The following is a 25,972-nucleotide window of genomic DNA, read 5'->3' as shown; positions in this document are numbered from 1 at the left end:
TGCTTGCCCTATTACGGACGTGAGTGTCCGCTATGAAAGGAAATCTAGCCTGTTTTTTCGTTAATCGCCACGCCCTATGCTCGGTGGCGACAGCATGGGCTGACTATCTGAGGTAATAAAGATGAATGAATACGGATCCACCGGCAACGCGATTGACGGCGCGATAGAGCAAGCCTTGCGCGAAAAACGATTGGTTGGCGCGGTCGTTTTGGTGGCGCAGGGCGGTGAGATCGTTTATCGCCGCGCGGCGGGCATGGCGGATCGCGAAGCGGGCAAGCCGATGGCGCTCAATACGCTGTTTCGTCTGGCCTCGGTGTCCAAACCGATCGTGTCCACGGCGGCGCTGGCGTTGATGGCGCAAGGCGCCATGCGGTTAGACGATCCGATCACGCGTTGGCTGCCGAATTTTCGCCCGCGGCTGGCGGACGGCACCCAACCGTTGCTGACGCTATGGCATTTGATGACCCACACCGCCGGATTAAGCTACCGTTTTTTCCAGCCGGCAGGGGGATTCTATGCCCGGCTCGGCGTCTCCGACGGCATGGATGACGCGTCCGTCAGCCTGCAGGAAAACGTGCGGCGCATTGCCTGCGCCCCTTTGCTGGCTCCGCCCGGCGCGGCGTGGCGCTATTCTATCGCCACCGATGTGCTGGGCGCGGTTATTGAACAGGCGAGCGGCCTGCCGCTGGCGCAGGCGGTCAACAAATGGGTGACCGGGCCGTTGGCGATGACGGATACCGATTTCCTGGCGGTGGACGCCGCGCGCCTGGCGGCCGCTTACGCCGATCATCCCGGCGAGCCACGCCGCCTGCGTCAACCGGATCGTTTACCGTTCATCGATGGCAGCGCCGGTTTTCATCTGTCACCTGCGCGTGCGCTGGATCCGTTGGCGTACGCCTCCGGCGGCGCCGGCATGGTCGGTTCGGCGGAGGATTTCCTGCGCCTGCTGGAAGCGTTGCGCCAGGGAGGAGAGCCGGTGCTGCCAACCGAGTGGGTGACGGCGTTCACCAGCAACCAAATCGGCGATTTGCCGATGCCGTTTTGGCCGGGGCGCGGGTTTGGCCTGGGCATCACCGTGCTGAAAGATCCCGTCGCCGCGCACACGCCGGAGTCCGTTGGCAGCTGGCGGATGGGCGGCACCTATGGCCACTCGTGGTTCGTCGATCCTGCCCGGCAGCTCAGCGTGGTGGCGTTTACCAACACGGCGCTGGAAGGGATGTCCGGTGCCTTTGTCGGCGAGATTTGTCAGGCGGTCTATGCCGCGACGGGAGCGATGCAATGCGCCTGATGCCGCCGATTTTCTTCCTCGCGCTGGGGCTGTTCGGCGTTTACTGCATCGAGTTCGGCGTGGTGGGCATTTTGCCGCTGATCATTGCACGGTATGGCATCTCCACGGCGCAGGCCGGCTGGCTGGTCGGGATCTTCGCCCTGACCATTGCGCTGCTCGGGCCGCTGTTGGTGCTGTTGGCGTCGCAATTCAATCGCAAACGCATGTTGTTGATCGCGTTGACCGTGTTTGCAGCGGCCAGCGCGCTGTCCGCACAGGTGGACAGCTTCGCCATGCTCATGCTGCTGCGCATTGTGCCGGCGTTGTTTCATCCGATCTATTTTTCACTGGCCATGGTGGCGGCCGCGTCGCTTTATCCGCCGCATCAAGCTCCCAAAGCAACCGCCTATGCGTTCATCGGCACCAGCATGGGCATGGTGCTGGGGATACCGCTGACGCAATGGCTCGCCGGACAGTTCAGCTATGAAGCGTCGTTCAGGTTCTGTGCCTGGGTGAACCTTCTGGCGGCGCTGGGATTGCTGTGGCGTTTGCCTGATGCGGCCGTACAGCGCCTCAGCTATGGCAAACAGTTGGCAATCCTGCGCAGCGGTACGCTGTGGCTGAATATCACTACCTGCGTGCTGATCTTTGCCGCCATGTTTGCCGTCTATGCTTACGCGGCCGAGTACCTCAGCCGCGAAATCGGTCTCAGCCGCGGCGTCATCGGCTTTCTTCTGGTGGCGTTCGGTGTGGGCGGTGTCGTGGGCAACCTGTTGGCCGGCAGATGGCTGAGCCGCCATCGTGCGGTGACGGTGCTGCTGCATCCGATAGCCTTGATTGCGGCTTATGCGCTGCTGTATCGCTATGGCAGCGTGAATATTGGCTCGATGACGGCGCTTTGCCTGTATTGGGGAGCGGCGCACACCAGCGGTTTGATTGTCACGCAGATTTGGCTGACCGCCGAAGCCCCGCAAGCGCCGGCGTTCGCCACCGGGCTGTATATCGCTTTTATCAATCTGGGGGTGGCGGTGGGGGCGCTGGCGGGCGGCGGGTTTATCACCGCGTGGGGGCTACAGGGCAGCCTGCTGTGCGGAGCCTTGTTCGCCGCGCTGGCGGTGATTACGATCGCCGCCAGGCTGCGGTTACAGCGGCAGGCTACCGTTGCGTTGCGTCGATCATCGCCATCACCTGCCGGAACATCGCGCTTTCCGCATCGGCCAGCTCGTTGACCAGCGTAAAGTGATTGCAGTGACGGTCGGCCAGCAGCTGGACGTCGAGGCCATGCGCCAGGCAAGCGTCATAATAGGCCTGCGTCTGGTTTTTGAAACCTTGCGTTTCCCGCTGGCCGACGTCGAGCAGGATCTGCGGCGCATGGTCTTTCGCCGGCAGCAGAAACAGCGGGCTGAGGGTTTGCGCCTGTTCGGGCGTCAGGTGCAGCCAGTCGTTGATGTAGATATCGCACAGCGGTCGCAAATCGTAGAGGCCGCTCAGCGCCAGCGCGCCTTTGATCGCGTCGGGCGGCAGGCGATAGCGTTGTTGCCAGCCGTCGGCGATCAGCATGCCGCACAGGTGACCGCCGGCCGAACTGCCGCTAACGAAAATGCGCGCCGGATCGATGCCGAAAGGCGCCCCGTGATGATAAAGCCAGGCGACGGCGCTGCGCACCTCATGTACGATCTCCGCCAGCGTCGCTTCCGGCGCTAGCGTGTATTCCAGCGTGGCGGTCGCCACGCCGCGGCGAGCAAACGCGGCGGCCATCGAACAGGCTTCCTCTTTGCGCTGTGAATGCCAATAGCCGCCATGAATAAAGATCAGCAGCGGGGCGGGCTGTGTGCAGGCCGGGAACAGATCGAGGCGCTCGGCGGCGCTCATGCCGTAGCGCAGGTCGTAAATGCCGGGCGTCTGCGCCTTGGCTCGCTGGGCCAGCGCGGCGTATTCCGCCATGCAGGCGTCAAAATCCTCCACCGAAGCGCGGGCGTTGTATTGCACGGCGCGTGCGCTCAGGTCTTCAAACGTCAGATCGATGTTCATGCCTTTCTCCGGATTGTTATGTGTTATGCCTTCATCATCGTCCCGCAGGCGAAAAGATGTTTGATCGCCGGTGCGCACAATTGCGACTTCTCCATTGCTGTTATCTGCTGTATATTGCTGTTTTATGCTTTTTACTGCGGAATAAGCCCATGCACAAAGCGGCAAGGCAGCGCCATTTACTGGATTTTCTCAGCGAACGCGGACAGGCGGCGGTGGCGGAATTGGCCACCGCCATCGGCGTTTCGGTCGATACCGTGCGCCGCGATCTGGCCGATCTCGAGCGGCAAGGGTTGGCGCAGAAACATCACGGCGGCGCGATCGCGCTCGAACCGTCCGGCATGCCACGTCAGGCGCGCGCGGCGCTGTTGCCGCAGATCAAGCAGCGGCTCGGTCGCGCGGTGGCTGCGCAGATCCCGCCCGGCAGCACCCTGATGCTGGATGCGGGCAGTACGCTGTTGGCGGTGGCGCAGGCGTTGCGCGGCCCGGCGACGGTGATCACCGCTTCGCTGGATATCGCGCAGTGCCTGAGCGACAGGCCGGAGATCAACCTGATCCTGCTTGGCGGCCAGTGGGATGCGCGCCAGCGGCTGTTCGCCGGCAGCGCCACGCTGGCGTTGCTGGCGCGCTACCGCGCGGATATCGCCTTGCTGGGCGCCTGCGCGGTGCATCCTCAGCTGGGACTGAGCGCCGGCGAAGAGGCCGATGCAGAGGTCAAGCGCGCCATGCTGGCTAACAGCGGCGAGCGCTGGCTGGTGGCCGACCATATGAAGCTGGATCGCTGCGAACCGCATCACGTGGCGGATCTGGCGCAGATCCAACGCCTGTTTACCGATCGCCCGTGGGACAACCTGGACGAACAGTCATTGATTGAACTTTGTGTCGTCGCCGACGACCGCTAGAGGAGAACACTGATGAACGATACCGCTCGACCGTTGCAGGTGGCGCTGATTGGCTACGGCTTTGTCGGCAAGGCGTTTCACGCGCCGCTGATTAACGCGGTGCCGGGGTTGGAACTGAGCGTGGTGGCTTCGCGCGATGCCGCCAAGGTGCATGCCGATCTGCCGCACGCGCAGGTGATCGCCGATCCGCTGGAGGCCATCCGCCGGCCGGAGGTGGATTTGGTGGTGATCGCATCGCCGAACGCCACCCATGCGCCGCTGGCGCTGGCCGCGCTGGAGGCGGGCAAGCACGTGGTGGTGGATAAGCCGTTTACGCTGGATTTGGCGCAGGCGCGCGCGCTGATTGCGGCGGCGGAGAAGCACGACCGCCTGCTGTCGGTGTTCCAGAACCGTCGCTGGGACAGCGATTTCCTGGGCGTGAAGCAGGTGATCGAACAGGGGCTGATTGGCAAGGTGACGCACTTTGAGTCGCACATCGATCGTTACCGCCCAGAAGTGCGGGTGCGCTGGCGTGAACAAAACCTCCCTGGCAGCGGACTGTGGTTCGATCTGGGGCCGCACATGGTCGATCAGGCGCTGCAGCTGTTCGGCTTGCCGCACAGCGTGCAGGCCAACATCGCCACGCTGCGCCCCAACGCGCAGATTAACGACTGGGCTCACGTGGTGCTCAACTACCCGACGCACCGCGTGATCCTGCATGGCAGCATGCTGGTGGCGGGGGGCGTCTCACGCTTTACCGTGCACGGCGAGAAAGGCAGCGTGGTCAAAGCGCGCGCCGACGGGCAGGAAAGCCAACTGCTGGCCGGCGTGACGCCGGGATCGGCGGAGTGGGGCAAAGACGACGATGCGATGAGCCTGTTTATCGGCACGGAGCCGATGCGTACGCTGCCGACACCGGATGGCGATCAGCGCCAGTATTACTTCCAGGTGCGCGATGCGTTGCGCGGCGCAGGCGCCAACCCGGTCACCGCTGCGCAGGCGTTGGCGGTGATGGCGGTGCTGGAAGCGGCCACCCTGGCGGCGGAAACCGGCGTCACCCAAACTCTCCCGCTCACCGAGGCGGAAATCGCCGCCTGGTGACGGCTCGCGTCAGATAAGGCGTCAGGCGCATGGATACAGTGCATGCCATGCGTCTTCCGCCATCCTGCCCCCTGACATAGGCTTACCCGCAGTCAATGTCAGGAGTGTTCATCATGTTATCCCATCCTTCGCCGCAAGGCGTCCGCGGCATACTGGCCGCTCTTTCTCTGAGCATGCTGCTGTCATCGCTTGGCATCAGCATTGCCAACGTCGGGCTGCCGGCGCTCGCCACCGCGTTCCATGCCTCGTTCCAGGCGGTGCAGTGGGTGTTGCTCTGCTATTTGCTGGCCGTCACCACTTGCATCATCGGCATCGGCTGTTTGGGCGACAGCCTCAATCGCCGCCGCCTGCTGCTGGCGGGCATCGCGCTGTTTACCGCCGCTTCGCTGGTTTGCACGCTGGCTCCGCAACTGTGGCTGTTGCTGGCGGCGCGCCTGGCGCAGGGGCTGGGGGGCGCAGTCATGATGTCGATCGCCATGGCGCTGGCGGGTGAGGCGCTGGGGACGGAAAAAATCGGCCGCGCGATGGGGCTGCTCGGCACGATGTCGGCCGTGGGCACCGCGCTGGGGCCGTCGTTGGGCGGCGCGCTGATCGCCGGTTTCGGCTGGCGGGCGATGTTCCTGATCAACCTGCCGCTGGGCCTGCTGGCGCTGTGGCTCGCCTGGCGATACTTGCCGAATGGGCCGCGCGCGGCAGTGCGCGCGGAACCGTTCGATCGCGCCGGCACGTTGCTGCTGGGCGGCGCATTGCTCTGCTATTCGCTGGCGATGACCCTCGGGTGCGGCGACTTCGGCGCACTCAATCTGGCGTTGATGCTGGGGGCGCTGTTGGCGGGGGCGCTGTTTATCCGCGTGGAGCGCGGCGCCGCATCGCCGCTGCTTGCGCCGTCGATGTTCCGTCATCCGGCCCTGACGGCGGGGCTGGCGGCCAGCGCGCTGGTGATGACGGTCATGACCGCCACGCTGGTGGTCGGGCCGTTCTATCTGTCACGCGCGCTGGAGTTAAGCGCCGCGCAGGTGGGGCTGGTGATGTCGGCGGGACCGGCGGTGGCGATCCTGACCGGCATACCGGCCGGCTATCTGGTGGATCGTTTTGGATCGCAGCGCATTGCCCTGCTTGGGCTGATGGCGGTGGCTGCCGGCGCGGCGCTGCTGTCGCTGCTTAACCGTTGGGGCGTGCTCGGCTATATCGCCCCCATCGCGCTGCTGACCGCCGGCTATGCGCTGTTTCAGGTGGCCAACAACACCATGCTGATGAAAGATCTGTTTCCTGAACGGCGCGGGCTGATCGCCGGCATGGTGAACCTGTCGCGCAATCTCGGGGCGATCACCGGCGCGTCGGCGATGGGGGCGCTGTTTTATCTGGCTTCGCAGCAGGTCGCGGGCACTGCGGCCGCCGCGGCTTACGGCATGCGGGTGACCTACGGCGTGGCGGCGCTGTTGGCACTGGCGGCGTTGCTCATCGCCTTCGGAGGCCGCCGCCTGATGCTGCGTTACGGCGCGCGCTGAACCGCGTAGCGTTCTTGCACGAAACCGTTGTCCGATGAGGTGACGGCAAGCAGGCGCAGGCGCTGCTCCGGGCCGTCGGCGCCGAATAAGGGGATACCGCCGCCCAGCAGCAGCGGCACGCGCGTAATCGTCAGTTCGTCGATCAAGCCGGCCTGCAGGAAGCGCTGCACGGTCTGGCCGCCGTCGATATACAGGTGACGGCAGCCGACCTCGGCCAACCGCGCCACGACGCTGGCCGGTTCGCCGCTCATCCAGCGGACAGGTTCTGCGCCGTGCGGTGCGGGCTGCGTCGACAGCACCACCACCGGCAGTGCGCCATAGGGCCACTCGGGAAAGGCGCGGACTTTTTCATAGGTATGGCGACCCATCACCAGCGCGTCGATGTCGGCGACAAACGCTTCAAAACTCAACCCATTGAGCAGCGAAACCGCGTATTCGGGCCGCAGCAGCCAGTCAATGTCGCCATCCGGGCCGGCAATGAATCCGTCTACGCTGGTGGCGATGTAAACCGAGCATTTCATCAGGCGAGATCTCCCCGATAAACCACATGCACCTTGTTGCCGTCGGGATCGCGCAGGTAAGCGCCGAAATAGCCTTTGCCGTAGTGCGCGCGCTCGCCGGGTTCGCCTTCACTGCTGCCGCCCGCCAGCAGACCGGCGGCGTAGGCGCGTTTAACCGCCAGCTCGTCGGCGGCGAGAAAGGCCAGCATGCTGCCGTTGCCGGCGCTGGCGGGCTGTCTGTCGAAGGGTTGGTAGGCGTAAAAACGCGGCAGCGTTTGGCCTGGCATCACCCAGCAGCGGGCGGCGGGGCCGCCGTCCGGCGTCACTTCCCGCCGTTGTAAACCCAATGGCAACAGAATGGCGTCGTAGAACGCGGCGGCGGCATCCAGATCGCTGACGCCGACGGTAATATGGCTGAACATGGCGCGTTTCCTTTCCCAAGAGAGAATAATGAACGCCTAAAACAGTAGCAGCGATATTGCAGGATGGACAGACCGCCGTGGAGGATTCGGATTAGGGACGCGCGCAGGGGGAAGCGCGCTTCACGGTTTGCGGGGCAGGCCGCCGTTCAATTGCTCTCGACTCGCGGATTGGCGTGGGTCGGCTGGCTGGGATAATCCACCTGATGCTTGTGCAGATAATCGCGGATCAGCTGACGCACCACCTGGGAAGGGGTGACGTCCTGCTGCAGGCACAGCTCTTCCAGGGCTTTCTTCTTGTCCGGGTCAATCAGCACCGTTAGCCGCGCCGTTTTCTTTTCCATCAGGATCCTCCAGAGAATGATGACTGAATGATAATACCATGTGGACGAAGCGGCCAGCCAGACCGCGTCGCCGCTCGTTCTTAGCGGAAATGCAGCCGTTCTATCTTGCGTGACAGGTAGCCGAGTTCGCAGTTGAACAGCTCGCCGCTGCCGGCGGCCAGCGTGCGAAGCGTGCTGAGCGGCAACGTCACCTGGGCCGGCGTGGCGTAAATGATCACGTTGCCGCTGGGGGCGACGCAAAACAATACGGTGCCGAATATCCGGTGAAGGCTGTGGTACAGCAGGCTGTTCTCATCGGGCAGATCGTGGTAATTGAGCACCAGCCAGCCCCCGTCGTTCAGCCGCGCGGCGCAGTTTTCCAGGAATGTCTGGGTGCCTTGCTGCGGATCCATGGCGAACGCCGAATAGAGATCGGAGAAAATCAGATCGTAACGCGTCTCGGCAGGCGGACGCACAAAGTCCATGGCGTCGGCGGTACGCAGGCTGATGGTGTCGGTGGCCGGCAGCGTAAAATAGCGGCGCGCGACGGCGATCACTGCGGCGCGCAGTTCAACCACGTCCAGACGCATGGCCGGATCGAGCGCGTGCAGCGCACGCAGCAGGCTGCCGCCGCCTAACCCCAGGATCAACGCCGAGCTCGGCGGCTGCCAGGCCACCGCCATCAGCATCGCTTTGATGTAGTTGTGGATCGGCTGTGCGGGGTTGCTGAGGCTCATCTTGCTTTGCTCGCAGATGCCGTCAAACCGCAGCGTGCGGTAGTCCTTGTGATCGGAAACGATGATTTCGCCCCAGGCGTCGGCTTCGCGAGCGATCACCTGGCCGCGCGGGGAGAAATCGAGGGTTCTGAGTAAGCTGTCAACCAGAGACATGGTATTCGCAGGGTTCCTTTGGCAAGCGGCCTATTTACGGGCGCACATGAAATCGGCGGTGCAAATGCGCCGGCCATCGATGCTGGCGCGGCCGGTGAAGCGGGCGATCGCGCCACGCCGGCGTACAAAGGCGACCTCCATCAACACCTGGTCGCCGGGACGGGCGGCGCGATAAAACCGCGCCCGCTGAATGGAAGCGAAGTAGTAATGTTCCCCTTCGTTCAACGCCCCGAGATAATAGTGCGCCAGCAGCCCGGTGCTTTGCGCCAGCGCTTCCACCAACAGCACGCCGGGAAAACCGGCGAAGTGCGCATGGCCGTTCCAGAACGTCGGCTCATTGGCGGTGATGTTCTTGATGGCGCTCAGCCGCCCTTCGGCAATGCAGGTGCCGGCGGGCAGCACGCGATCGACCAACAGGCAGGGATAACGATGAGGCAGAATCGCCTGAATATCGTTGAATTGCAGGGGGTGACCGTTTAATGGCATGGAGGTGCGTGATCCTGTCTGCGGCGAATCCGGTGCGGTGGCCGGCGTTCGATCCATAATGAGTGTAATGACATTATAATAAAATTATCATCAGATGTGCCAGATGAAAGACATGACGGCGACGACGGTTGGGGAATAGCGAAGGAGGGGATGACACCCGATCCTGACGATCGGGCGTGGCGGCGCGTTTAATGCTTGGAGCGGGTCACCTTGTCCAAATAACCCATCACGAAGGCGGAGAGCACGAAGGTGAGGTGGATGATCACATACCACATCAGCTTGTTGTCGGGCACGTTCTTGGCGTCCATAAACACCCGCAGCAGGTGAATGGAGGAGATGGCGACGATAGATGCGGCGACCTTGTTTTTCAGCGAGGTGGCGTCCATTTTGCCCAGCCAGCTCAGTTTTTCTTTTCCTTCGGTGATATCCAATTGCGAGACGAAATTTTCGTATCCGGAGAACATCACCATCACCAGCAGCCCGCCGACCAGCGCCATGTCGACCAACGACAACAGGGTCAGGATCAGATCGGCTTCAGCGACGGAGAAAATGTTGGGCAGGACGTGCAGGATCTCCTGAAAAAATTTGATAGACAGGGCGACCAGGGCCAGTGAAAGGCCGAAATAAACCGGCGCGAGCAGCCAGCGGGAGGCGTACATCGCGTTTTCTAGCAAGCGTTCCATCATAAAATTGTTTTAAATGCGTAGCAAAAAGGGCGCTCAGTATAGCGCAAGAGGCCTGGGTAAAATCAACCGCTTGCGCCAGTAGAGGGCGATATCAGGCCGCTACGCGCGCCGTTTTGTGCCCGCTGCGGATCCACAGCGCCACGGCCCCCGCCGCCGTCGCCAGCGCCACGACACCCGGCCAGCCCGCGCTTGCCAGAATGCGGCTGCCGAGGGCGGCGCCGGTCGCCATACCGATGAATACGCCGGTGAACAAGAGGGCGTTCAATCGGCTGCGAGCTGCCGGATCGAGACCGTAAACGATGGTTTGATGCGCGATCAGCGTAGCCTGGATGCCCAGGTCGAATCCGACGGCGCTCAGCGCAATGAGCGCCAGCTGCGCCGGGAGCGGCAACAGCGGCAGCAAAAACATCAAGGCGAAGGAGGCCAGAACCAGTCCCGCGCCGATACGGGTCACGACGTCAGGGCCGTGCCGATCGGCCAGACTTCCCGCCAACGGCGCCGCCAGCGCCCCCGCCGCCCCCGCCAGGCCAAACGCGCCGGCGGCCGCGCTGCCGATCTGGTAGCGCTCCGCCAGCATCAACGCCAGCGTTGACCAGAAAGCGCTGAAGCCCAATGACAGAAAGCCTTGCGCCAGCGTCGCGCGCCGCAGCGCGGGATACTCGGCCCACAGATGTCCCAGTGAGCGCAGCAGCGCGGGGTAACTCAGCGCGTTATGGGGGCGAAGACGCGGCAACATGCGCCAGATCGCCAGCGTGATCGGCAAAACGCCCAGCGCCGCGAGCGCGTAGACGCTGCGCCAGCCGGCGAACTCGGCGAGCGCGCCGCTGAACACGCGCGACAGCAAAATGCCGGCCAATAGCCCGGTCATTACCGCGCCGACGGTTTTGCCGCGGCTGGCCTCTGGCGCCAGCGTGGCGGCGGCGGGGATAATGTCCTGCGCGACGGTGGCGGTCAGGCCTATCGCCAGGCTGCTGAGCAACAACAGCGGGAACGAGGCGGCAAAAGCGCAGAGTAACAGCGTCAGCGCCAGCAGCGCGCCTTTTACCAGAATGATCCGCCGGCGATCGTACCGGTCGCCGAGCGGCGCCAACAGTAAAATGCCCAGCGCATAACCTAACTGGGTCAGCGTCGGCACCATGCCGGCATCGGCGACGCCGGCGTGGAAATCGGCGCCCATCATGCCAAGCATGGGCTGACTGTAATAGATTGACGCGACGCTGAGGCCGGCGCCGGCGGCCAGCAGAAATACGACGTTGGCGGACGGTGCGCCGTGGGTGGTGGCGGTGCTCATGGCAAAAACTCCTGCAAGGTGAATGTGCGGCCATTTTTACCGCTTGCTTCATTCCGCTGTAGCCCCCTCGCAGGTAAAACTGTTATACACTTAACGTATGAATAAAATTAACTTACCTAACGGCGACCGCATAACTTTGCTGCATACGTTGGTGCGCATCGTCGAAAGCGGCAGCTTGTCGGCCGCGGCGCAGCAGCTGGGCACCTCGCAGCCGACAATCAGCCGGCGTCTGCAGGCATTGGAACAGCTGCTGGGCGCCAAACTGATCCAGCGGACGACCCACGCCCTCAAACTGACCGACGACGGCGAGCGCTGTTACCGCCAGGCGCGGGGGCTGATCGAACAATGGCAAAGCCTGGAAGAAGGGCTTGGCGGCGCGCGCGACGAACCGGTCGGCGTGTTGCGCGTGCGGGCGCCGCACGCATTCGGTCAAGATCAGCTGATCGGTCCGTTGGGCGAGTATTTGCGGCGCTATCCGCAAACTTACGTTGAGTGGACGCTGAACGATCATTCTCCGGACTTTATTCCCGAGGGGGTGGATTGCGCCATTCACGTCGGGGCGGTGACCGATCCGTCGGTCGTGGCGGTGTTGCTGGCGGAGGTGCCGCGCAGCACGGTGGCGTCACCGGCGCTGCTGGCTGAACGACCGGCGATCGTCGATCTCGACGATTTGGCCTCATTGCCGTGGTTGGCGGTAAACAGTTTTTATCGTAATGAGGTCGTCTTGACTCACGCGACCAGCGGTGAACAGCGGCGTTTCGACATCGCGCCGAGGTTGAGCACCGACAGCCTTTATGCGGCGCGCAAGGCGGCGCTGGAAGGGCTGGGCGTCGCGATCGTGTCGTCTTGGGTGGTGAAAGAAGAATTGGCGCAAGGCGCTCTGCAGACGCTGTTACCCCTGTGGCGAGCTGAGCCACTGCCTATTTACCTGTTGTATCCCTATGCCAGCTATTATCCCGCGCGTTTACGCAAATTCATGGAAATGATGAAAGAAACGATGCCGCGCATTCTCGGCGCGCAGCCGCCGACGGGGCGCTGACGGCCTTCAGTGTCTGGCTTTTTTTCCGTCGCTGTGGCCGAGAGAACGATCGGGGAAGCTGTGATCGCGCAGCCGCTGCTTTAACTGCGCCGCATCGGGGAAGCCGCCGTCAATCTTGCGATCCCAAATCATCACGCCATCGACGCTGATTTGGTAGACCCCGCCGGTGCCCGGCATCAGGGTGACGGAGGCGAGATCGTCGCCGAAGGTGTTCAGCAGCTCTTGCGCCATCCAGCCGGCGCGCAGCAGCCAGTTGCATTGTGAACAGTAGTGAATCGTAACGGCGGGTGCGTTTTTCATCGTTGATCGACCGGTTAGTGGTGACGGCTTGCAATCAGCCTGCGGGCTCGCAAGCGATGGTGGCTGTGTATCGCCAAATAGTCAAGCGCCTGCGGAAGCCGCGAGGCGCGGATAACGATGACGGTGGCTATGGCTTGCTTTTGGCAAACCATTCGACCCCGCGCAACATGCCCGTCCAGTAAAATTTGGGTAAAAACCAGGCCTTCAGCCACCAGGCCATACGGCTGGGATGCGTGTTGTCGAACAGAGGAAAGGTGGGGAGTAATTTACTGTCGTAACCAAACTCCGCCAGAACAACCTTGCCTTTCTCTACCGTCAATGGGCAGGAACCATAACCATCATACCGTGCCGCATCAGGAGCGCCCTTAAGCCGCGCCGCGATGTTCTCTGCCACCACTACCACCTGTTTGCGAGCCGCCGCCAGGGTTTTGGCATTTGGCGTGGCGCAACAGTCGCCAACCGCAAAAATCGTCTGCCACTGCTTATGCTGTAGGGTGAATTTATCCACGTCGCACCAACCTGACTCGTCAGACAACCCACTTTGCGAAATGAACGCCGGCGCAGATTGCGGCGGCACTACGTGCAGCATATCGAAGGGCAGTGTCACTTCGCGTTTGCCTTCTTCATCACCGTCCAGAGAAAAGGTCGCTTGCCGACGCAGCCCATCAACGCGAACTAAATTATGCCGGAAGTTGACCTGTGCGTGGTATTTCTTCAAGTAATCGGTCAGCGGAGGAACAAATTGCGGCACGCCGAATACCGCCGCGCCAGCCAGGCAGAAATTGACGTTAATATTATTAAGGACACCTTGTCGCCGCCAGTGATCGCATGAAAGGTATAAGGCTTTTTGCGGCGCTCCGGCGCATTTTATCGGAACCGGCGGTTGGGAAAATATCGCCTCGCCGCCTTGCATTTCACGAACCAGTTTCCAGGTGTATTCCGCAAGATCAAAACGATAATTAGAGGTGACGCCATTCATTCCCAACGTTTCTTCAAGACCCTCTATTTTATCCCAATGTAAAACGAGGCCGCAGGCAACAATAAGGAAGTCGTAGTTTATTTTCTGCCCTTGGCGGGTCTCGACATATTTTTTGCCGGGCTCCACCCTGACCACACTATCCTGAATCCATGAGGTTCCTGGGGGGATGACGGCGCGCATGGAACGCCGTGTTTTATTGATATCAAACAGCCCGCCGCCCACCAGGGTCCATGCCGGTTGATAATAATGGCAGTCGCTAGGTTCAATTACCGTTATATCAATGCCTTTAACTCGCTTCCTTATGCTTGCCACGACGCTTATTCCAGATGAACCACCGCCAATAACAACAACTTTCTTCTTGGTTTTTATTTTTTCCGGTTTCATGCAGGCCTCCTTTCATAAGAAAGTAGGGGGTTAATGCCCAGATTAAAAGGGAATTCATAGAACTTATGGTTATATTAAAAATCACATATTCGATTTAGCTATATGTAATAGCTAAATGTAATAAGTTATTTGACAATCAATGCGAACTGATCGTTAATAAATACCACAAACACCGTTCAGGAATTAACCCATTGGATTTTTTCCATTTTACTTTTTATACCCTGATGTTATTGGTGATAACCGGAGGAATAGTCGGATTTCTCTTGGCCCTGACAGGCGGAGGCGGCTCCATCGTTTGTGTGCCGCTGCTGCTGTATATGGTGCAAATCCCGGATACGCATTTGGTGATAGGCACCAGCGCCATGTCCGTCGCCGTCAGCGCGCTGCTCAACCTTTTTGCGCACGCCGCCAAAGGAAACGTCCGGTGGCGAACCGGCATTGTCGTGTCGCTGGTCGCGGTGGCCGGCACGCTGGCAGGTTCACAAATGGGAAAAATCACGGACGGGCGCTATCTAACCCTGCCTTTCGCTTTGCTGATGCTGATTGTCGCCGGATTAACGTTGAAAAAAAATCACCGGGCCGGCAACGGATTGGCTTCTCCTGATGCGGCCTTTCATCCCGCCATCGTGTGGCCCTGCGTGTTGGCGCTGGGCGCGGTGGCCGGCTTTCTGGGGATCGGCGGCGGATTTTTAGTGGTGCCGGCGCTGCTCTGGTTTTTCCGCTTTTCGCTGCTTGAAGCGGTGGCCACCTCGCTGGTGGTGGTTTCTGCCATGGGTTTATCGACGAGCGCAAGCTATGCCTTGTCCGGCAAGGTGTCGCTCGTCATCACGTGCTGGCTGATCGTCGGCGGTGTTCTGGGGGGCGTCGTGGGGGTTGCGCTCACCGAGCGCCTGAAGAAACGCGAGGACATTATCCGTGTGCTCTACGCCGCCATGCTCTTGGTGCTGGCCCTTTATATGCTTTTTAAAAGCTTATAAGACAGAAGGAAAAAATATGCGCATCCGTACATACCATCATCAGCTCTCCTTTTCGGGGGCGCCCGCAGCGAGTGATTTTGCTACCCTGCATCAACAAGGCTACCGGCTTATCGTCAACAACCGGCCGGACGAAGAGCCGGGAGAGTATCTTGACCATCAGCAAGAGAAAGCGTTGGCTGAACAAGGGGGGATGCGTTACGTCTATCTCCCTTATACGTTCGATACGCTGACCTGGGAGACCGTTTACACCTTCCAGTTTCTGTTGCGGCAAGGCAAGAAGACCCTGGCGCACTGCCGGAGCGGGGCGCGCTCGGCTTGCCTCACTCTGCTGTATGCGCTGAGTGAAGGGCGGATCGATGAAGCGCAATTCCGCAGCCAATGCGAAGAATATGGCGCGGATGCCGATAAGGCGCTCAGTTGGTATCGCCGGCATCAGCCCGTTCAGTCTCATGCGGAAGTGCATGCGTTTTATGAGCCGGAAAGCGGCAGCCTGCAGTATGTCGTCGCCGATCCCAAGGCGCGTCGCTGCGCCATCATCGATCCGGTGCTGGATTTTGATCGCCGATCGGGCACGGTCTCGCATCAGCAGGCCCGCACCATTTTAAGTTTTATCCAGCAGCGAGGGTGGGGTGTGGCCTGGGTGCTGGATACGCACCCGCATGCCGACCATTTTTCTGCCGCCACCTGGCTGGCGCAGAAAACCGGCGCCCTTACCGGCATAGGCGAAAAAATTACCGCCGTGCAGGGGCTGTGGCAAGACATCTATAATTTGAAGGAACTGCCTCCCGCCGAGACCGTGTGGGATGCGCTGTTTGCGGATGGGGACGTCTTTTTTATCGGCAACCTGCGCGCTGAAGTCTTGCTGTCTCCTGGCCACACGCTGGCGTCCGTCACGTATCACATTGCCGATGCGGCGTTTATTCACGATACGTTTTTCATGCCGGACAGCGGCACCGCAAGGGCCGATTTCCCCGGCGGAAATGCGGAAGCCCTGTGGGATTCGTTGCAGCGGATCTTGAGCCTGCCTGCGGATACCCGCCTGTTTACCGGCCATGATTACCGCCCGGCGGGGCGTGAGGCCCGCTGGGAAAGCACTGTGAGAGAGCAGCGCGAGAACAACCCCTGGGTGGCCAACATGGATAAAGCTCAATTTATCGCGCAAAGAAAGCAGCGAGACGCCACGTTGCCGCATCCGGAATTGATGCTGATGGCGCTGCAGGTCAACATTCGCGGCGGCGTACTGCCTGATTGCGAAGATGATGGGCGGCACTACCTCAAAATTCCTGTTAATCGCTTCAAGGGGTAAATCAAGCCAGAGAGGCGCGATCGTTCACGGCTGCCAATCTCAAGGCGATCGCGCCGTCTGTTAATGGTTTTTTATGAAATAATCAGACTGATTCATATTTAATTATTTGTTTTTACACAAAACACGCGGCGCTTGCCCTCGCCGAATACAGTCACTACATTAACAACTGTACTTCCCACACTGCTAAGGAAAACACCATGAAAGCTGCCGTAGTGACGAAAAACCATACCGTAGACATTCAGGATAAAGTGCTGCGCCCGCTGAAGCACGGCGAAGCGGCGTTGAAAATGGAGTGTTGCGGGGTGTGCCACACCGATTTGCACGTGAAAAACGGCGATTTCGGCGAGGTGCCGGGCATTACGTTGGGGCATGAGGGTATCGGCGTGGTCTCCGCCGTCGGTGAGGGCGTCACCTCGTTAAAAGTGGGTGACCGCGCCAGCGTCGCCTGGTTTTACCAGGGGTGCGGCCATTGCGAATACTGCGTCAGCGGCAACGAGACCCTGTGCCGCTCGGTGAAAAACGCCGGCTACAGCGTTGACGGCGGTATGGCGGAAGAGTGCATCGTGGTGGCGGACTACGCGGTGAAAGTGCCGGATGGGCTCGATTCTTTCGCCGCCAGCAGCATCACCTGCGCCGGCGTCACCACCTACAAGGCGGTGAAGATTTCCGATATCAAACCGGGGCAGTGGATCGCCATTTATGGCCTTGGCGGGCTGGGCAACCTGGCGTTGCAGTACGCCAAGAACGTGTTTAACGCCAAAGTGATCGCCATCGACGTCAACGACGGTCAGCTGGAGTTCGCCAAACAGATCGGCGCCGATCTGACCATCAACTCCAAAACGCAAAACGCGGAGGAGATCATTCAACAGCAAACCGGCGGCGCTCACGCGGCGGTGGTGACGGCGGTGGCGAAAGCCGCCTTCAACTCGGCGGTGAATGCGGTGCGCGCCGGCGGTAAAGTGGTGGCCGTGGGGCTGCCGCCGGAGAGCATGGATCTGAGCATTCCGCGCCTGGTGCTGGACGGCATTCAGGTGGTGGGTTCGCTGGTGGGCACGCGCGAAGATCTGAAGGAGGCGTTCCAGTTCGCCGCCGAAGGCAAGGTGACGCCGAAAGTGACCAAGCGGCCGCTGAGGGATATCAACGCCATCTTCGACGAGATGAAGGCGGGCACCATTCGCGGTCGCATGGTGATCGATCTCGGCATGGCGAAGTAGGCCACGCGCAACAAGAAGGCCACCTGCGGGTGGCCTTCTTGTCATTACGCCGGGTTCAGAACAGGCCCAGCGGCTTGGCGTCGTAGCTGACCAGCAGGTTTTTCACCTGTTGATAGTGCGACAGCGCCGCCTTGTGGGTCTCGCGCCCGATGCCGGAGTTCTTGTAGCCGCCGAACGCGGCGTGCGCCGGGTACAGGTGGTAGCAGTTGGTCCATACGCGCCCGGCCTTGATCGCGCGACCCATGCGGTAAGCGCGGTTGATGTCGCGGGTCCACAGCCCGGCGCCCAGCCCGAACTCGGTGTCGTTGGCCAGCGCCAGGGCTTCGGCCTCATCCTTGAAGGTGGTGACGCCAATCACCGGCCCGAAGATCTCCTCGCGGAAGAAACGCATGCTGTTGTTGCCGGTAATCAGCGTCGGCTGCAGGTAGAAACCGTTTTGCACTTCGTCGCCGCGCTGGGCGGGCTCGCCGCCCGCAACGATTTTGCCCCCCTCGTTTTTAGCGATGTCGATGTAGGACAGGATCTTGTCGTACTGCTGTTTTGACGCCTGGGCGCCGATCATGGTCTCGGTGTCGAAGGGATCGCCCTGGCGGATGGTAGCGATACGCGCCAGCACTTTCTCCATAAACTGCGGGTAGATGGATTCCTGGATCAGCGCGCGTGAAGGGCAGGTGCACACCTCCCCCTGATTGAAGAAGCCGAGCACCAGCCCCTCAACCGCCTTGTCGATAAACTCCGGTTCCGCCTGCATGATGTCTTCAAAATAAATGTTCGGCGATTTTCCGCCCAGCTCGACGGTGCTGGGGATGATGTTCTCCGCCGCACAGGCGAGGATGTGGCGGCCGACCGGCGTGGATCCGGTGAAGGCGATTTTTTCGATGCGTTTGCTGCGCGCCAGCGCTTCGCCGGCCTCGCCGCCGAAACCTTGCACGACGTTGAGCACGCCCGGCGGCAGCAGATCGCCGATCTCTTCCATCAGCACGCTGATGCCGAGCGGCGTTTGTTCCGCCGGCTTCAGCACCACGCAGTTACCGCCCGCCAGCGCTGGCGCCAGTTTCCAGGCGGCCATCAGCAGCGGGAAGTTCCACGGAATGATCTGGCCGACCACGCCCAGCGGTTCATAGATATGGTAAGCCACGGTGTTCTGGTCGATCTCCGCCGCGGTGCCTTCCTGCGCGCGCAGGCAGCCGGCGAAGTAACGGAAATGGTCGACCGCCAACGGCAGATCGGCATTCAGGGTTTCGCGGATCGGTTTGCCGTTGTCCCAGGTTTCGGTCAGCGCCAGCATCTCCAGCCGCGATTCGATGCGATCGGCGATCGCCAGCAGCACGTTGGAACGCTCCTGCACGCTGGTTTTGCCCCAGGCGTCCGCCGCCGCATGCGCCGCGTCAAGCGCCAGCTCGATGTCTTTGGCGTCGGAACGCGGGAATTCGGCGATCGGCTGGCCGGTCACCGGCGAGGTGTTGGTGAAGTAGTTGCCGGATACCGGTTCGACAAATTTGCCGCCAATGTAGTTGCCATAGCGTTTACGGAACGAAACCAGCGAGCCAGGCAAACCGGGGTGAACATATTTCATGTGAAGCACCTCTCTGCAGATGATAACCGGCGCTATTGCGCTGCGCCTGTGAGTGCGGCCTGTCGCCGCAGCACAGAGAAGCACGCCCCGTGCCAGATTAGCGATGGACGTAGCATTAGTAAAAAAATGGCTATTTATTAAAAAGTTAGGCATTGACAGGGGTAAGGAAATCGAGCGGTGCCGCGGCCGCCGATGATTTTTTGTGTCCCGTGTCGCAACGCCTGGTACACATTTATGATACACATTTGCAACACTCGCGAACGGGGGGGAGAAACGCATGTTGTCTGACGACCGCTTGCCCGCAGAGGGCGCCAGCGTGCTGACCCAGCCGTTGGCGGAATCCTGGCAACGCAGCCAGGGTTATGGTTTGACGCGCACCGATCAACATATCCCGTTTATCAAAGCCGGATTGCTTGAAGAGCTGCGCAGCCGCAACGATTGGGTGCCGCAGCGGGTACAGCCGTTGATCGAGCAGCTGGGTGCGCAAATTACGCGCCAGCCCGCCATTGTGGTGATCGCCGACGCCGGCGGGCTGGTGCTGGAAACCCGCGGCAATACCGACTTTCTGCATAAGGCGTCGCGCTTTGCGCTGGCGCCGGGCAACCAGTGGGGAGAAGCGGAGCGGGGCACCAACGCCATCGGCACCGCGCTGGCGCTGGGCGCATTCTGCGAAGTGCGCGGCGGCCAGCATTTTCTCAACCAAAATGCCGGATTGAACTGCACCGCCGCGCCGATCTATCGTCCGGATGGCCGCATTGCCGGCATACTGGATCTCTCCGCCCCCGCGCAGCGCCCGTACCGCGATGCACAGCGCCTGATCATGCAGGCGGTGCGGCATATCGAACACCGCTGGGTCAGAAGCGCGATCGCCGATCGCCACTGGACGCTGCGCCTGCACGCCGATGCCCGCTGCCTGGGCAGCGCGCAAGAGCTGCTGCTGGTGTTTCACGACGAAGTGCTGATCGCCGCCAATCGGCTGGCGATGATGGAGTTCCGGCTTTCGTCGGCCTCATTTGGCTCCGTTGAGTTCGCCCAACTGTTTCCCGACCTGTTGCGACAGCCTTCCGGCGCACCGCGCCAGACGCTGGCCGGCAATCAACAGCACTATTATTCGTTGCTTGAGGCGCCGCAGCGCCGCGTCAGCGCTCTGCGTTCTGCGCCGCCGGCGGAACGGCACGACGAGCAGCATCAGAAAGCGCTGCGTATTCTCAACGCCGGCCTTTCGCTGTGCGTGACCGGCGAAACCGGCTGCGGTAAAGAGCATTTCAGCCGCCGCCTGTTTCAAGAGAGCCGCTGGCGCAACGGCAACTTTGTGGCGATCAACTGCGCGGCGCTGCCTGAGCCGCTGATCGAATCCGAACTGTTTGGTTATGCGCCGGGGGCGTTTACCGGCGCCAATCCGAAAGGCTACATCGGCAAGATCCGCGAGGCGGACGGCGGCGTGCTGTTTCTCGATGAAATCGGCGACATGCCGGCGGGCCTGCAAACGCGCCTGCTGCGGGTGTTACAGGAAAAAACGGTCACGCCCCTCGGCAGCCGCAGCGCTTATCCGGTCGAATTCGCGCTGGTCTGCGCCACGCACCACGATCTGCATCGGCAGGTAGAGGCGGGGGCGTTTCGCGAGGATTTGCTGTACCGCATACAGGAATACAGCCTGCGCATCCCGCCGCTCAGAGAGCGGGCGCAGCTGGAGGCTTTCATTTTGCAGCTATGGCGAGAGCTGGGCGGCGAGCGGCGCGACATTCGTCTGTTGCCGGAGGCGCTGGCGATGCTGGCGCGCTATCCGTGGCCCGGCAACGTGCGGCAACTGTTGAGCACGCTTAAGGTGATGCTGGCGCTGGCGGACGATCATGCGGTGCTTACCCTGGACGATCTTCCTCAGTCCATCGCGGTGCTGGCGCCGCGGCAAGAGAACGCCGATACCGATCAGGGGGCGCTGCAGGCGGCGATCGACAGGGCGGGCGGCAATCTCAGCCGGGCGGCGAAGGCGCTCGGCGTTTCGCGCAGCACGCTGTACCGCAAGCTGGGAAGGCAGAAAACGGCGGCGGAATGAGGCGGCATGATTGCTCATCAATAACCGGCCCCTCGATGCGGGGCCGGTTCATGCTCTAGTCCCCCAGCCCCGGCGGGTTAATCTCGGAATGGGCAATCTTCTCGTCGCTCTCCGCCCAGCGATCCAGCACCTGCAGATAGCTGCCGTTGGCGATGGCGCTGTTGAGCGAAGCCTGCACCGCGTCCACCAGGCCGTTGCCTTTTTTCAGCGTGACGGCGATGTTGGCGGTCTTCGGCCAGCCGCCGGGCACGATGCCCACCAGCCGGGTTTTGCCGGTCAGCCGCGCCTGATAGGCGCCGGAAACGTTGGGCCCGAAGGTGGCGTCGGCGCGGCCGGACTGAATGGCCAGCGTGGAGGCGGCCTTGTCGGTGACATACACCGGTTGCAGCGGCGCTAATCCCTTGGCGCGGTTCTCTTTGTCCCAGGCCAGCAGCACCGCTTCCTGATTGGTGCCGGAATCGACGATGATCTTTTTACCGGCGATATCCGGCGCGGTTTTGATCTGGGTGATTTTACTGTCGGATTTGACGTAGAAACCCAGCGTATCCTGCCGATAGGTGGCGAAATCGAATTTGGTCTTGCGTTCGTTGGTCACGGTGATGTTGTAAACCGCGGCGTCATATTTGCCGGAGGCCACCCCCAGCGGCCAGTCTTCCCACGAGGTGGGCACCAGCTTGAGTTTCAACCCCAAACCGTCGGCCACCAGGCGCGCGATGTCCGCCTCGCTGCCAATCACCGTTTTATTGTCGCGGGCGTACAGGCCGAACGGCGGGCCGCTGCCCAGCAGAGAAATGGCGACCGTCAGCGTGCCGGGTTCCACGAACCGGAAGCCGGCGGGGATTTTGGCCACGGCTTCGGCGTTTTTCACCGTGTGGATCGGCGTTTCGTTGGCGACGAGATCCACGCCTGGTGCGGCGGCGGCGGAAAAACTCAGCAGCGCCGCAATCACTATCATCTTTTTGCTATATATCATTATGTTAATTACCTTCATTATTATGGGTGTCACACGGTCGTTGCACTATCTCTAAAGGCGGCAGATCTGTGAACGAACAAAATCAACTAACCAATCTTGGAAAAATCATGAGGCGCCTCTGGCGGCGCTGAATCGATCGAGGATGAACCATGTCGTCGCGTTTCGCTACGTTGGGCCGCATACCGCGCGGCGTGTGGGTATTGGGTGGCGTGAGCCTGCTGATGGACGTTTCCTCGGAGATGATCCATAGCCTGTTGCCGCTGTTTATGGCGACGACGCTCGGTGCCAGCGTGATCGTCATCGGGTTGATCGAAGGGCTGGCGGAGGCGACGGCGTTGATCGTCAAGGTGTTCTCCGGCGTGCTCAGCGATTATCTCGGCAAACGCAAAGGGTTGGCGCTGCTGGGTTACGGGCTGGGCGCCATCAGCAAACCGTTTTTCGCCATCGCGTCGTCGTCTGGCATGGTGATGAGCGCGCGCCTGCTGGATCGCGTGGGCAAAGGCATTCGCGGGGCGCCGCGCGATGCCCTGGTGGCCGACGTGACGCCGCCGGAAATTCGCGGCGCGGCTTTCGGGCTGCGCCAGTCGCTGGATACCGTCGGCGCCTTTTTAGGACCGCTGCTGGCCGTCGGCCTGATGCTGCTGTGGCACAACGATTTTCGCGCCATCTTCTGGGTGGCGGCGATCCCGGCGGCGCTGGCGATTGCGCTGCTGTTTTTCGGCCTGAAAGAGCCGGCCGCCGCGATAACCCACAAGCGCACCAACCCGATTACCCGCGCCAACCTGCGGCTGTTGGGGCGCAGCTATTGGTGGGTGGTGAGCATCGGCGCGATCTTCACGCTGGCGCGTTTCAGTGAAGCGTTCCTGGTCTTGAAGGCGCAGCAGGGCGGCACGCCGCTGGCGTTGATCCCGCTGGTGATGGTCGCCATGAATCTGGTCTACGCCTGTTCGGCCTATCCGTTCGGCAAATTGTCCGACCGCATGAGTCATGAAGGATTGCTGAAAGCCGGGCTGCTGGTGCTGATCGCCGCCGATCTGGTATTGGCGCTGAGCGATCATTGGGCGGGCGTGCTGTTTGGCGTGGCGCTGTGGGGCGTGCACATGGGCATGACGCAGGGGCTGTTGGCGGCGATGGTGGCGCACACCGCGCCGGCGCATCTGCGCGGCACCGCGTTCGGCATGTTCAATCTGATCAGCGGCGTGGCATTGCTGCTGGCGAGTCTCGGGGCCGGAACCCTGTGGGAGCTGTTCGGTTCCGCGTCCACCTTTTACGCCGGGGCGGTCATTTGCGTGGTGACGCTGGTCGGCATGAAACTGGCGCCGTTCGGTGAACGGCAGGGCGCTTAGCGGCCCTCGACAGATTGCGGCATCGCCTGCAGCAGCTCGGGCACCTGCTGGGACTCGACCGCCCGGCTGAACAGAAAACCCTGGCCGATATGGAAACCGGCTTCGCACAGCGTTTGGCGCTGCTGCTCGGTTTCCACGCCTTCGGCGATGATATCGATCGACAGCTTTTGACCGAGAATGCCGATGCTTTCCACGATCGCCAGGATCGCCGGTTCGGTGTTCATGCGTTGAATAAAGTCGCAGTCCAGCTTAATGCAGTCCAGCGGGTAGTCCATGATATGGCTGAACGAGGAGTGGCCGGTGCCGAAGTCGTCCAGCGCGATGCGGATACCCATCTCTTTGAGCATTTGCAGCGCGCGCAGTACGTATTTCGAACCGTGCTTGTTGAACGCGTGTTCGGTCACTTCCAGTTCGATCAGGTGATGGGGAATGCGGAACTTCAGCAGGCGTTGCAGGAAGGTTTCGGCGTAGTTGTCGCGTAAAAACTCGATCGGCGACACATTCAGCGAGATAGGCCGCACCGCCACGCCGGCCGCGCGCCAGCGGGCGATATCGGCGAAGACTTTCAGCTGCATGGCTTCGCTGATCTTGGTTGCCAATTCGTAGTCGTTGAACGCCTCGCTTACCGTCGCCGGCAGCTGTACGCCGTTTTGCGGGCAGTGCCAGCGCAGCAGCGCTTCAAAGCCGACGATGCTGCCGTCGATCAGGCAGACCTTCGGTTGGTAGCTGGGGCGGATGCAGTTGTCGCGCACGATCTGGCGTGCGTAGTTGAGCTGGCTGGCGCGGGCGCGGGCTTTGTCCATCATCTTGCGATCGAACATGTAGACGCCGCCGCGGCCGCCGTCTTTCAGTTCATACAGCGCGGTATCGGCGCATTTCATCAGCTCCGAAGCGTCGCGAGCGTCTTTGGGATAGATGGCGCCGCCGATGCTCATGCCGCAATGCAGCGTCTTGCCGCCGTGGGTGATCGGTGTCTCCAACTGCAGCAGAAACTTGTTGGCGATGCGGAAAATATCCTGCTCGTTTTCGACGTCGCTGATCACCACGGCGAACTCGTCGCCGCCGAGGCGGGAGACGAACGAATGCGCATTCATGCAGGCGCTGAGCCTTTTACCCAAGACCCGCAGCAGATGGTCGCCCGCCGCGTGACCCAGCGTGTCGTTCACCAGCTTGAAGTGGTCAAGATCCAGCAGCATCAGCCCAAGCGACTTTTTGCCGTGCAGGGCGCGCTTCATCTCTTGCTTCAGCTTTTTCTTGAATAAGCGTCGGTTGGGCAGGCCGGTCAATTCGTCATATTCGCTGGCGAGCAACAGACGCTGTTCCATCACGCGTTGCGACGTCACGTCGCGCGAGACGCACAAAATCTCGGCCACGGCGCCGTGTTCGTCGCTGACCGGTGTGAGAATGTTGTCCCAGTGCTGTTTTTTACCCTGCGGCGTCACGCTCAATCCCGCGAAGCGCGCATTTTTTCCGGCTCTGACGCTGCGCAGCGCCTTGCTGCCGCGGCGACGGATCTCGGGGGACAGGAGCCCCAGCCAGGGCATGCCAAACTCTTTTTGCGCCGGATCAAGACCGAGCGCCAGGCTGCCGGAGCGATTCATGTGGCGCAGCGTGCCATCGTGATTGATGACTTTGATGCAGTCGACGCTGGCGTCCAGCATGTCTTGCTGGATAGAGAGCGCCTGAACGTTTTGCTGGCGTTGCAGCATTTGCGGATGGATGTCGGTGGCGGTGAGATACCAGCTGGGCTCCTGCGCCATGCCGTCCTGACGGGCGTTAAACGCCAGCATGAACCACCGGTAGGCGCCGCTGCGCTCGCGCAGACGAGCTTCGCCGGCGAACGAGGAGAGGGCAACGATCGCCTGGCGCCATTGCGCGGCCAGGCGATCGCGATCGTCGGTGTGCAGGGCATCGAGCCAGTCTGCGGCGCCGTGCTCACCGGCGATGGCGCCGGTATAGTCGCGCCACTGCTTATTGAAGTAACCGCCAAGGCGGTTGCCGAAGCAAATCAGACCCGGCAAGTCGTCTACGATTTCGCTATAGAGATCAATCGGATTTTTGTTATTGCTCTGCTTGGGCAACAGGGTCATGCGGTATTTCCTCGGAAAATTACCCATATTCGTGCTCTATAGCAGAGCCTCTTTCAATATAGTCTTGCCAATGAAATTAGGAATAGCCAGCGGACGCGGCTAAAAACCGGCCTGGTAGCATGAAATAGATTACACAAGAACGCATTAGGAATACTCCTGTTATTTATAAGCCCCTCTTATATTGCATCGAAAAATAAGTGCTCCGACCACGGTGGGCTATTGCCATAAAAATTAATCAATCTGATGTTTCTATTTGATGAAATATTCAGGTGTTTTCATGCTCTTCCATCGTCTGCACTGTCGCCGCTATGCGTATTCACTGATAAAAATCTCACTTATGGCGGCAATAGCCGTC

At 61.1% G+C, this 25,972-nt stretch carries 24 protein-coding genes; 11 read left to right on the top strand and 13 right to left on the bottom strand.

Annotated features, from left to right (window positions below):
* Positions 1-121: 121 nt before the first annotated feature.
* Both ACJ8PL_RS15145 and ACJ8PL_RS15140 read left to right on the top strand, forming a co-directional pair.
* Entirely contained in the window at positions 122-1,288 is a 1,167-nt protein-coding gene (locus ACJ8PL_RS15145) for a serine hydrolase domain-containing protein (protein WP_079451264.1), read from the top strand.
* Positions 1,279-2,496 (top strand): MFS transporter, encoded by a 1,218-nt coding sequence (locus tag ACJ8PL_RS15140; RefSeq protein WP_110146983.1) that lies wholly within the window; start codon positions 1,279-1,281, stop codon positions 2,494-2,496. The genes ACJ8PL_RS15145 and ACJ8PL_RS15140 overlap by 10 nt, the downstream gene beginning before the upstream one ends.
* Here the strand turns inward: ACJ8PL_RS15140 and ACJ8PL_RS15135 are convergent.
* Complete coding sequence (locus ACJ8PL_RS15135; protein ID WP_079452156.1) at positions 2,423-3,298, bottom strand: alpha/beta hydrolase; 876 nt, start codon at positions 3,296-3,298, stop codon at positions 2,423-2,425. The genes ACJ8PL_RS15140 and ACJ8PL_RS15135 overlap by 74 nt on opposite strands.
* A 149-nt stretch (positions 3,299-3,447) precedes the next feature.
* On the opposite strand from ACJ8PL_RS15135, the gene ACJ8PL_RS15130 reads away from it, so the two are divergent.
* The 3 genes from ACJ8PL_RS15130 (at position 3,448) to ACJ8PL_RS15120 (ending at position 6,785) form a co-directional block, all read left to right on the top strand.
* Complete coding sequence (locus tag ACJ8PL_RS15130) at positions 3,448-4,197, top strand: DeoR/GlpR family DNA-binding transcription regulator (RefSeq protein ID WP_079449689.1); 750 nt, start codon at positions 3,448-3,450, stop codon at positions 4,195-4,197.
* Between the two features lie 12 nt (positions 4,198-4,209).
* Positions 4,210-5,277, top strand: a complete 1,068-nt coding sequence (locus ACJ8PL_RS15125; protein ID WP_016927769.1) for an oxidoreductase — start codon at positions 4,210-4,212, stop codon at positions 5,275-5,277.
* A gap of 113 nt (positions 5,278-5,390) precedes the next feature.
* Positions 5,391-6,785, top strand: a complete 1,395-nt coding sequence (locus ACJ8PL_RS15120) for an MFS transporter (protein ID WP_442531260.1) — start codon at positions 5,391-5,393, stop codon at positions 6,783-6,785.
* Here the strand turns inward: ACJ8PL_RS15120 and ACJ8PL_RS15115 are convergent.
* The 7 genes from ACJ8PL_RS15115 to ACJ8PL_RS15085 all read right to left on the bottom strand — a co-directional run bounded on the left by ACJ8PL_RS15115 (position 6,770) and on the right by ACJ8PL_RS15085 (position 11,380).
* Positions 6,770-7,306 carry a dihydrofolate reductase family protein gene (locus ACJ8PL_RS15115; RefSeq protein ID WP_016927767.1) on the bottom strand — a complete coding sequence of 179 codons (537 nt, stop codon included), beginning with the start codon at positions 7,304-7,306 and terminating at the stop codon, positions 6,770-6,772. The genes ACJ8PL_RS15120 and ACJ8PL_RS15115 overlap by 16 nt on opposite strands.
* Positions 7,306-7,707, bottom strand: coding sequence for a VOC family protein (locus tag ACJ8PL_RS15110; protein ID WP_015377846.1), 402 nt, complete (start codon positions 7,705-7,707; stop codon positions 7,306-7,308). Before ACJ8PL_RS15110 ends, ACJ8PL_RS15115 begins: the two co-directional genes overlap by 1 nt.
* Before the next feature lie 146 nt (positions 7,708-7,853).
* Positions 7,854-8,048 carry a ribbon-helix-helix protein, CopG family gene (locus tag ACJ8PL_RS15105; protein WP_004928567.1) on the bottom strand — a complete coding sequence of 65 codons (195 nt, stop codon included), beginning with the start codon at positions 8,046-8,048 and terminating at the stop codon, positions 7,854-7,856.
* A gap of 80 nt (positions 8,049-8,128) precedes the next feature.
* Complete coding sequence (locus tag ACJ8PL_RS15100; RefSeq protein WP_016927766.1) at positions 8,129-8,917, bottom strand: spermidine synthase; 789 nt, start codon at positions 8,915-8,917, stop codon at positions 8,129-8,131.
* Positions 8,918-8,947: 30 nt separating this feature from the next.
* Positions 8,948-9,403 carry a 3-hydroxyacyl-ACP dehydratase FabZ gene (gene fabZ / locus ACJ8PL_RS15095; protein ID WP_004928563.1) on the bottom strand — a complete coding sequence of 152 codons (456 nt, stop codon included), beginning with the start codon at positions 9,401-9,403 and terminating at the stop codon, positions 8,948-8,950.
* 188 nt (positions 9,404-9,591) lie between these two features.
* Entirely contained in the window at positions 9,592-10,086 is a 495-nt protein-coding gene (locus ACJ8PL_RS15090; protein WP_025302805.1) for a TIGR00645 family protein, read from the bottom strand.
* A gap of 94 nt (positions 10,087-10,180) precedes the next feature.
* Positions 10,181-11,380, bottom strand: coding sequence for an MFS transporter (locus ACJ8PL_RS15085; protein ID WP_079452151.1), 1,200 nt, complete (start codon positions 11,378-11,380; stop codon positions 10,181-10,183).
* Positions 11,381-11,477: 97 nt separating this feature from the next.
* On the opposite strand from ACJ8PL_RS15085, the gene ACJ8PL_RS15080 reads away from it, so the two are divergent.
* Complete coding sequence (locus ACJ8PL_RS15080; protein ID WP_015377850.1) at positions 11,478-12,419, top strand: LysR family transcriptional regulator; 942 nt, start codon at positions 11,478-11,480, stop codon at positions 12,417-12,419.
* A 6-nt stretch (positions 12,420-12,425) separates the two neighbouring features.
* On the opposite strand, the gene ACJ8PL_RS15075 is transcribed toward ACJ8PL_RS15080, so the two are convergent.
* Positions 12,426-12,719 carry a SelT/SelW/SelH family protein gene (locus ACJ8PL_RS15075; protein WP_004928553.1) on the bottom strand — a complete coding sequence of 98 codons (294 nt, stop codon included), beginning with the start codon at positions 12,717-12,719 and terminating at the stop codon, positions 12,426-12,428.
* 127 nt (positions 12,720-12,846) lie between these two features.
* The gene (locus ACJ8PL_RS15070; RefSeq protein ID WP_442531259.1) at positions 12,847-14,082 is read right to left on the bottom strand and encodes an NAD(P)/FAD-dependent oxidoreductase; all 1,236 of its coding nucleotides are present in this window, start codon (positions 14,080-14,082) and stop codon (positions 12,847-12,849) included.
* A 191-nt stretch (positions 14,083-14,273) separates the two neighbouring features.
* Between ACJ8PL_RS15070 and ACJ8PL_RS15065 the strand changes: the two genes are divergently transcribed.
* From ACJ8PL_RS15065 to adhP, 3 genes are all read left to right on the top strand, one after another.
* Positions 14,274-15,059 carry a sulfite exporter TauE/SafE family protein gene (locus ACJ8PL_RS15065; protein WP_033640363.1) on the top strand — a complete coding sequence of 262 codons (786 nt, stop codon included), beginning with the start codon at positions 14,274-14,276 and terminating at the stop codon, positions 15,057-15,059.
* Between the two features lie 16 nt (positions 15,060-15,075).
* Positions 15,076-16,365 (top strand): bifunctional sulfur transferase/dioxygenase Blh, encoded by a 1,290-nt coding sequence (gene blh / locus ACJ8PL_RS15060; protein WP_079452149.1) that lies wholly within the window; start codon positions 15,076-15,078, stop codon positions 16,363-16,365.
* A 197-nt stretch (positions 16,366-16,562) separates the two neighbouring features.
* Entirely contained in the window at positions 16,563-17,579 is a 1,017-nt protein-coding gene (gene adhP / locus ACJ8PL_RS15055) for an alcohol dehydrogenase AdhP (protein ID WP_016927758.1), read from the top strand.
* A 55-nt stretch (positions 17,580-17,634) separates the two neighbouring features.
* Here the strand turns inward: adhP and exaC are convergent, their stop codons facing one another.
* On the bottom strand, positions 17,635-19,155 hold the full coding sequence (gene exaC, locus ACJ8PL_RS15050) for an acetaldehyde dehydrogenase ExaC (RefSeq protein ID WP_016927757.1): 1,521 nt from the start codon (positions 19,153-19,155) through the stop codon (positions 17,635-17,637).
* 277 nt (positions 19,156-19,432) lie between these two features.
* On the opposite strand from exaC, the gene ACJ8PL_RS15045 reads away from it, so the two are divergent.
* The gene (locus ACJ8PL_RS15045; protein WP_416170190.1) at positions 19,433-21,208 is read left to right on the top strand and encodes a sigma-54-dependent Fis family transcriptional regulator; all 1,776 of its coding nucleotides are present in this window, start codon (positions 19,433-19,435) and stop codon (positions 21,206-21,208) included.
* Between the two features lie 55 nt (positions 21,209-21,263).
* On the opposite strand, the gene ACJ8PL_RS15040 is transcribed toward ACJ8PL_RS15045, so the two are convergent.
* A complete protein-coding gene (locus tag ACJ8PL_RS15040) occupies positions 21,264-22,181 on the bottom strand; it encodes an ABC transporter substrate-binding protein (RefSeq protein WP_016927755.1) in 918 nt (305 codons plus the stop codon).
* A gap of 149 nt (positions 22,182-22,330) precedes the next feature.
* Here ACJ8PL_RS15040 and ACJ8PL_RS15035 point away from each other — a divergent pair, with 149 nt between their 5' ends.
* Positions 22,331-23,527, top strand: coding sequence for an MFS transporter (locus tag ACJ8PL_RS15035; protein WP_016927754.1), 1,197 nt, complete (start codon positions 22,331-22,333; stop codon positions 23,525-23,527).
* Here the strand turns inward: ACJ8PL_RS15035 and ACJ8PL_RS15030 are convergent.
* Complete coding sequence (locus tag ACJ8PL_RS15030; RefSeq protein ID WP_033640356.1) at positions 23,524-25,617, bottom strand: putative bifunctional diguanylate cyclase/phosphodiesterase; 2,094 nt, start codon at positions 25,615-25,617, stop codon at positions 23,524-23,526. The genes ACJ8PL_RS15035 and ACJ8PL_RS15030 overlap by 4 nt on opposite strands.
* Positions 25,618-25,972 lie beyond the last annotated feature (355 nt).

Source organism: Serratia sp. CY83965 (assembly GCF_052166375.1).
GTDB classification, from domain to species: Bacteria; Pseudomonadota; Gammaproteobacteria; order Enterobacterales; family Enterobacteriaceae; genus Serratia; species Serratia marcescens.
This window is presented reverse-complemented; position numbering and strand designations above follow the sequence as displayed.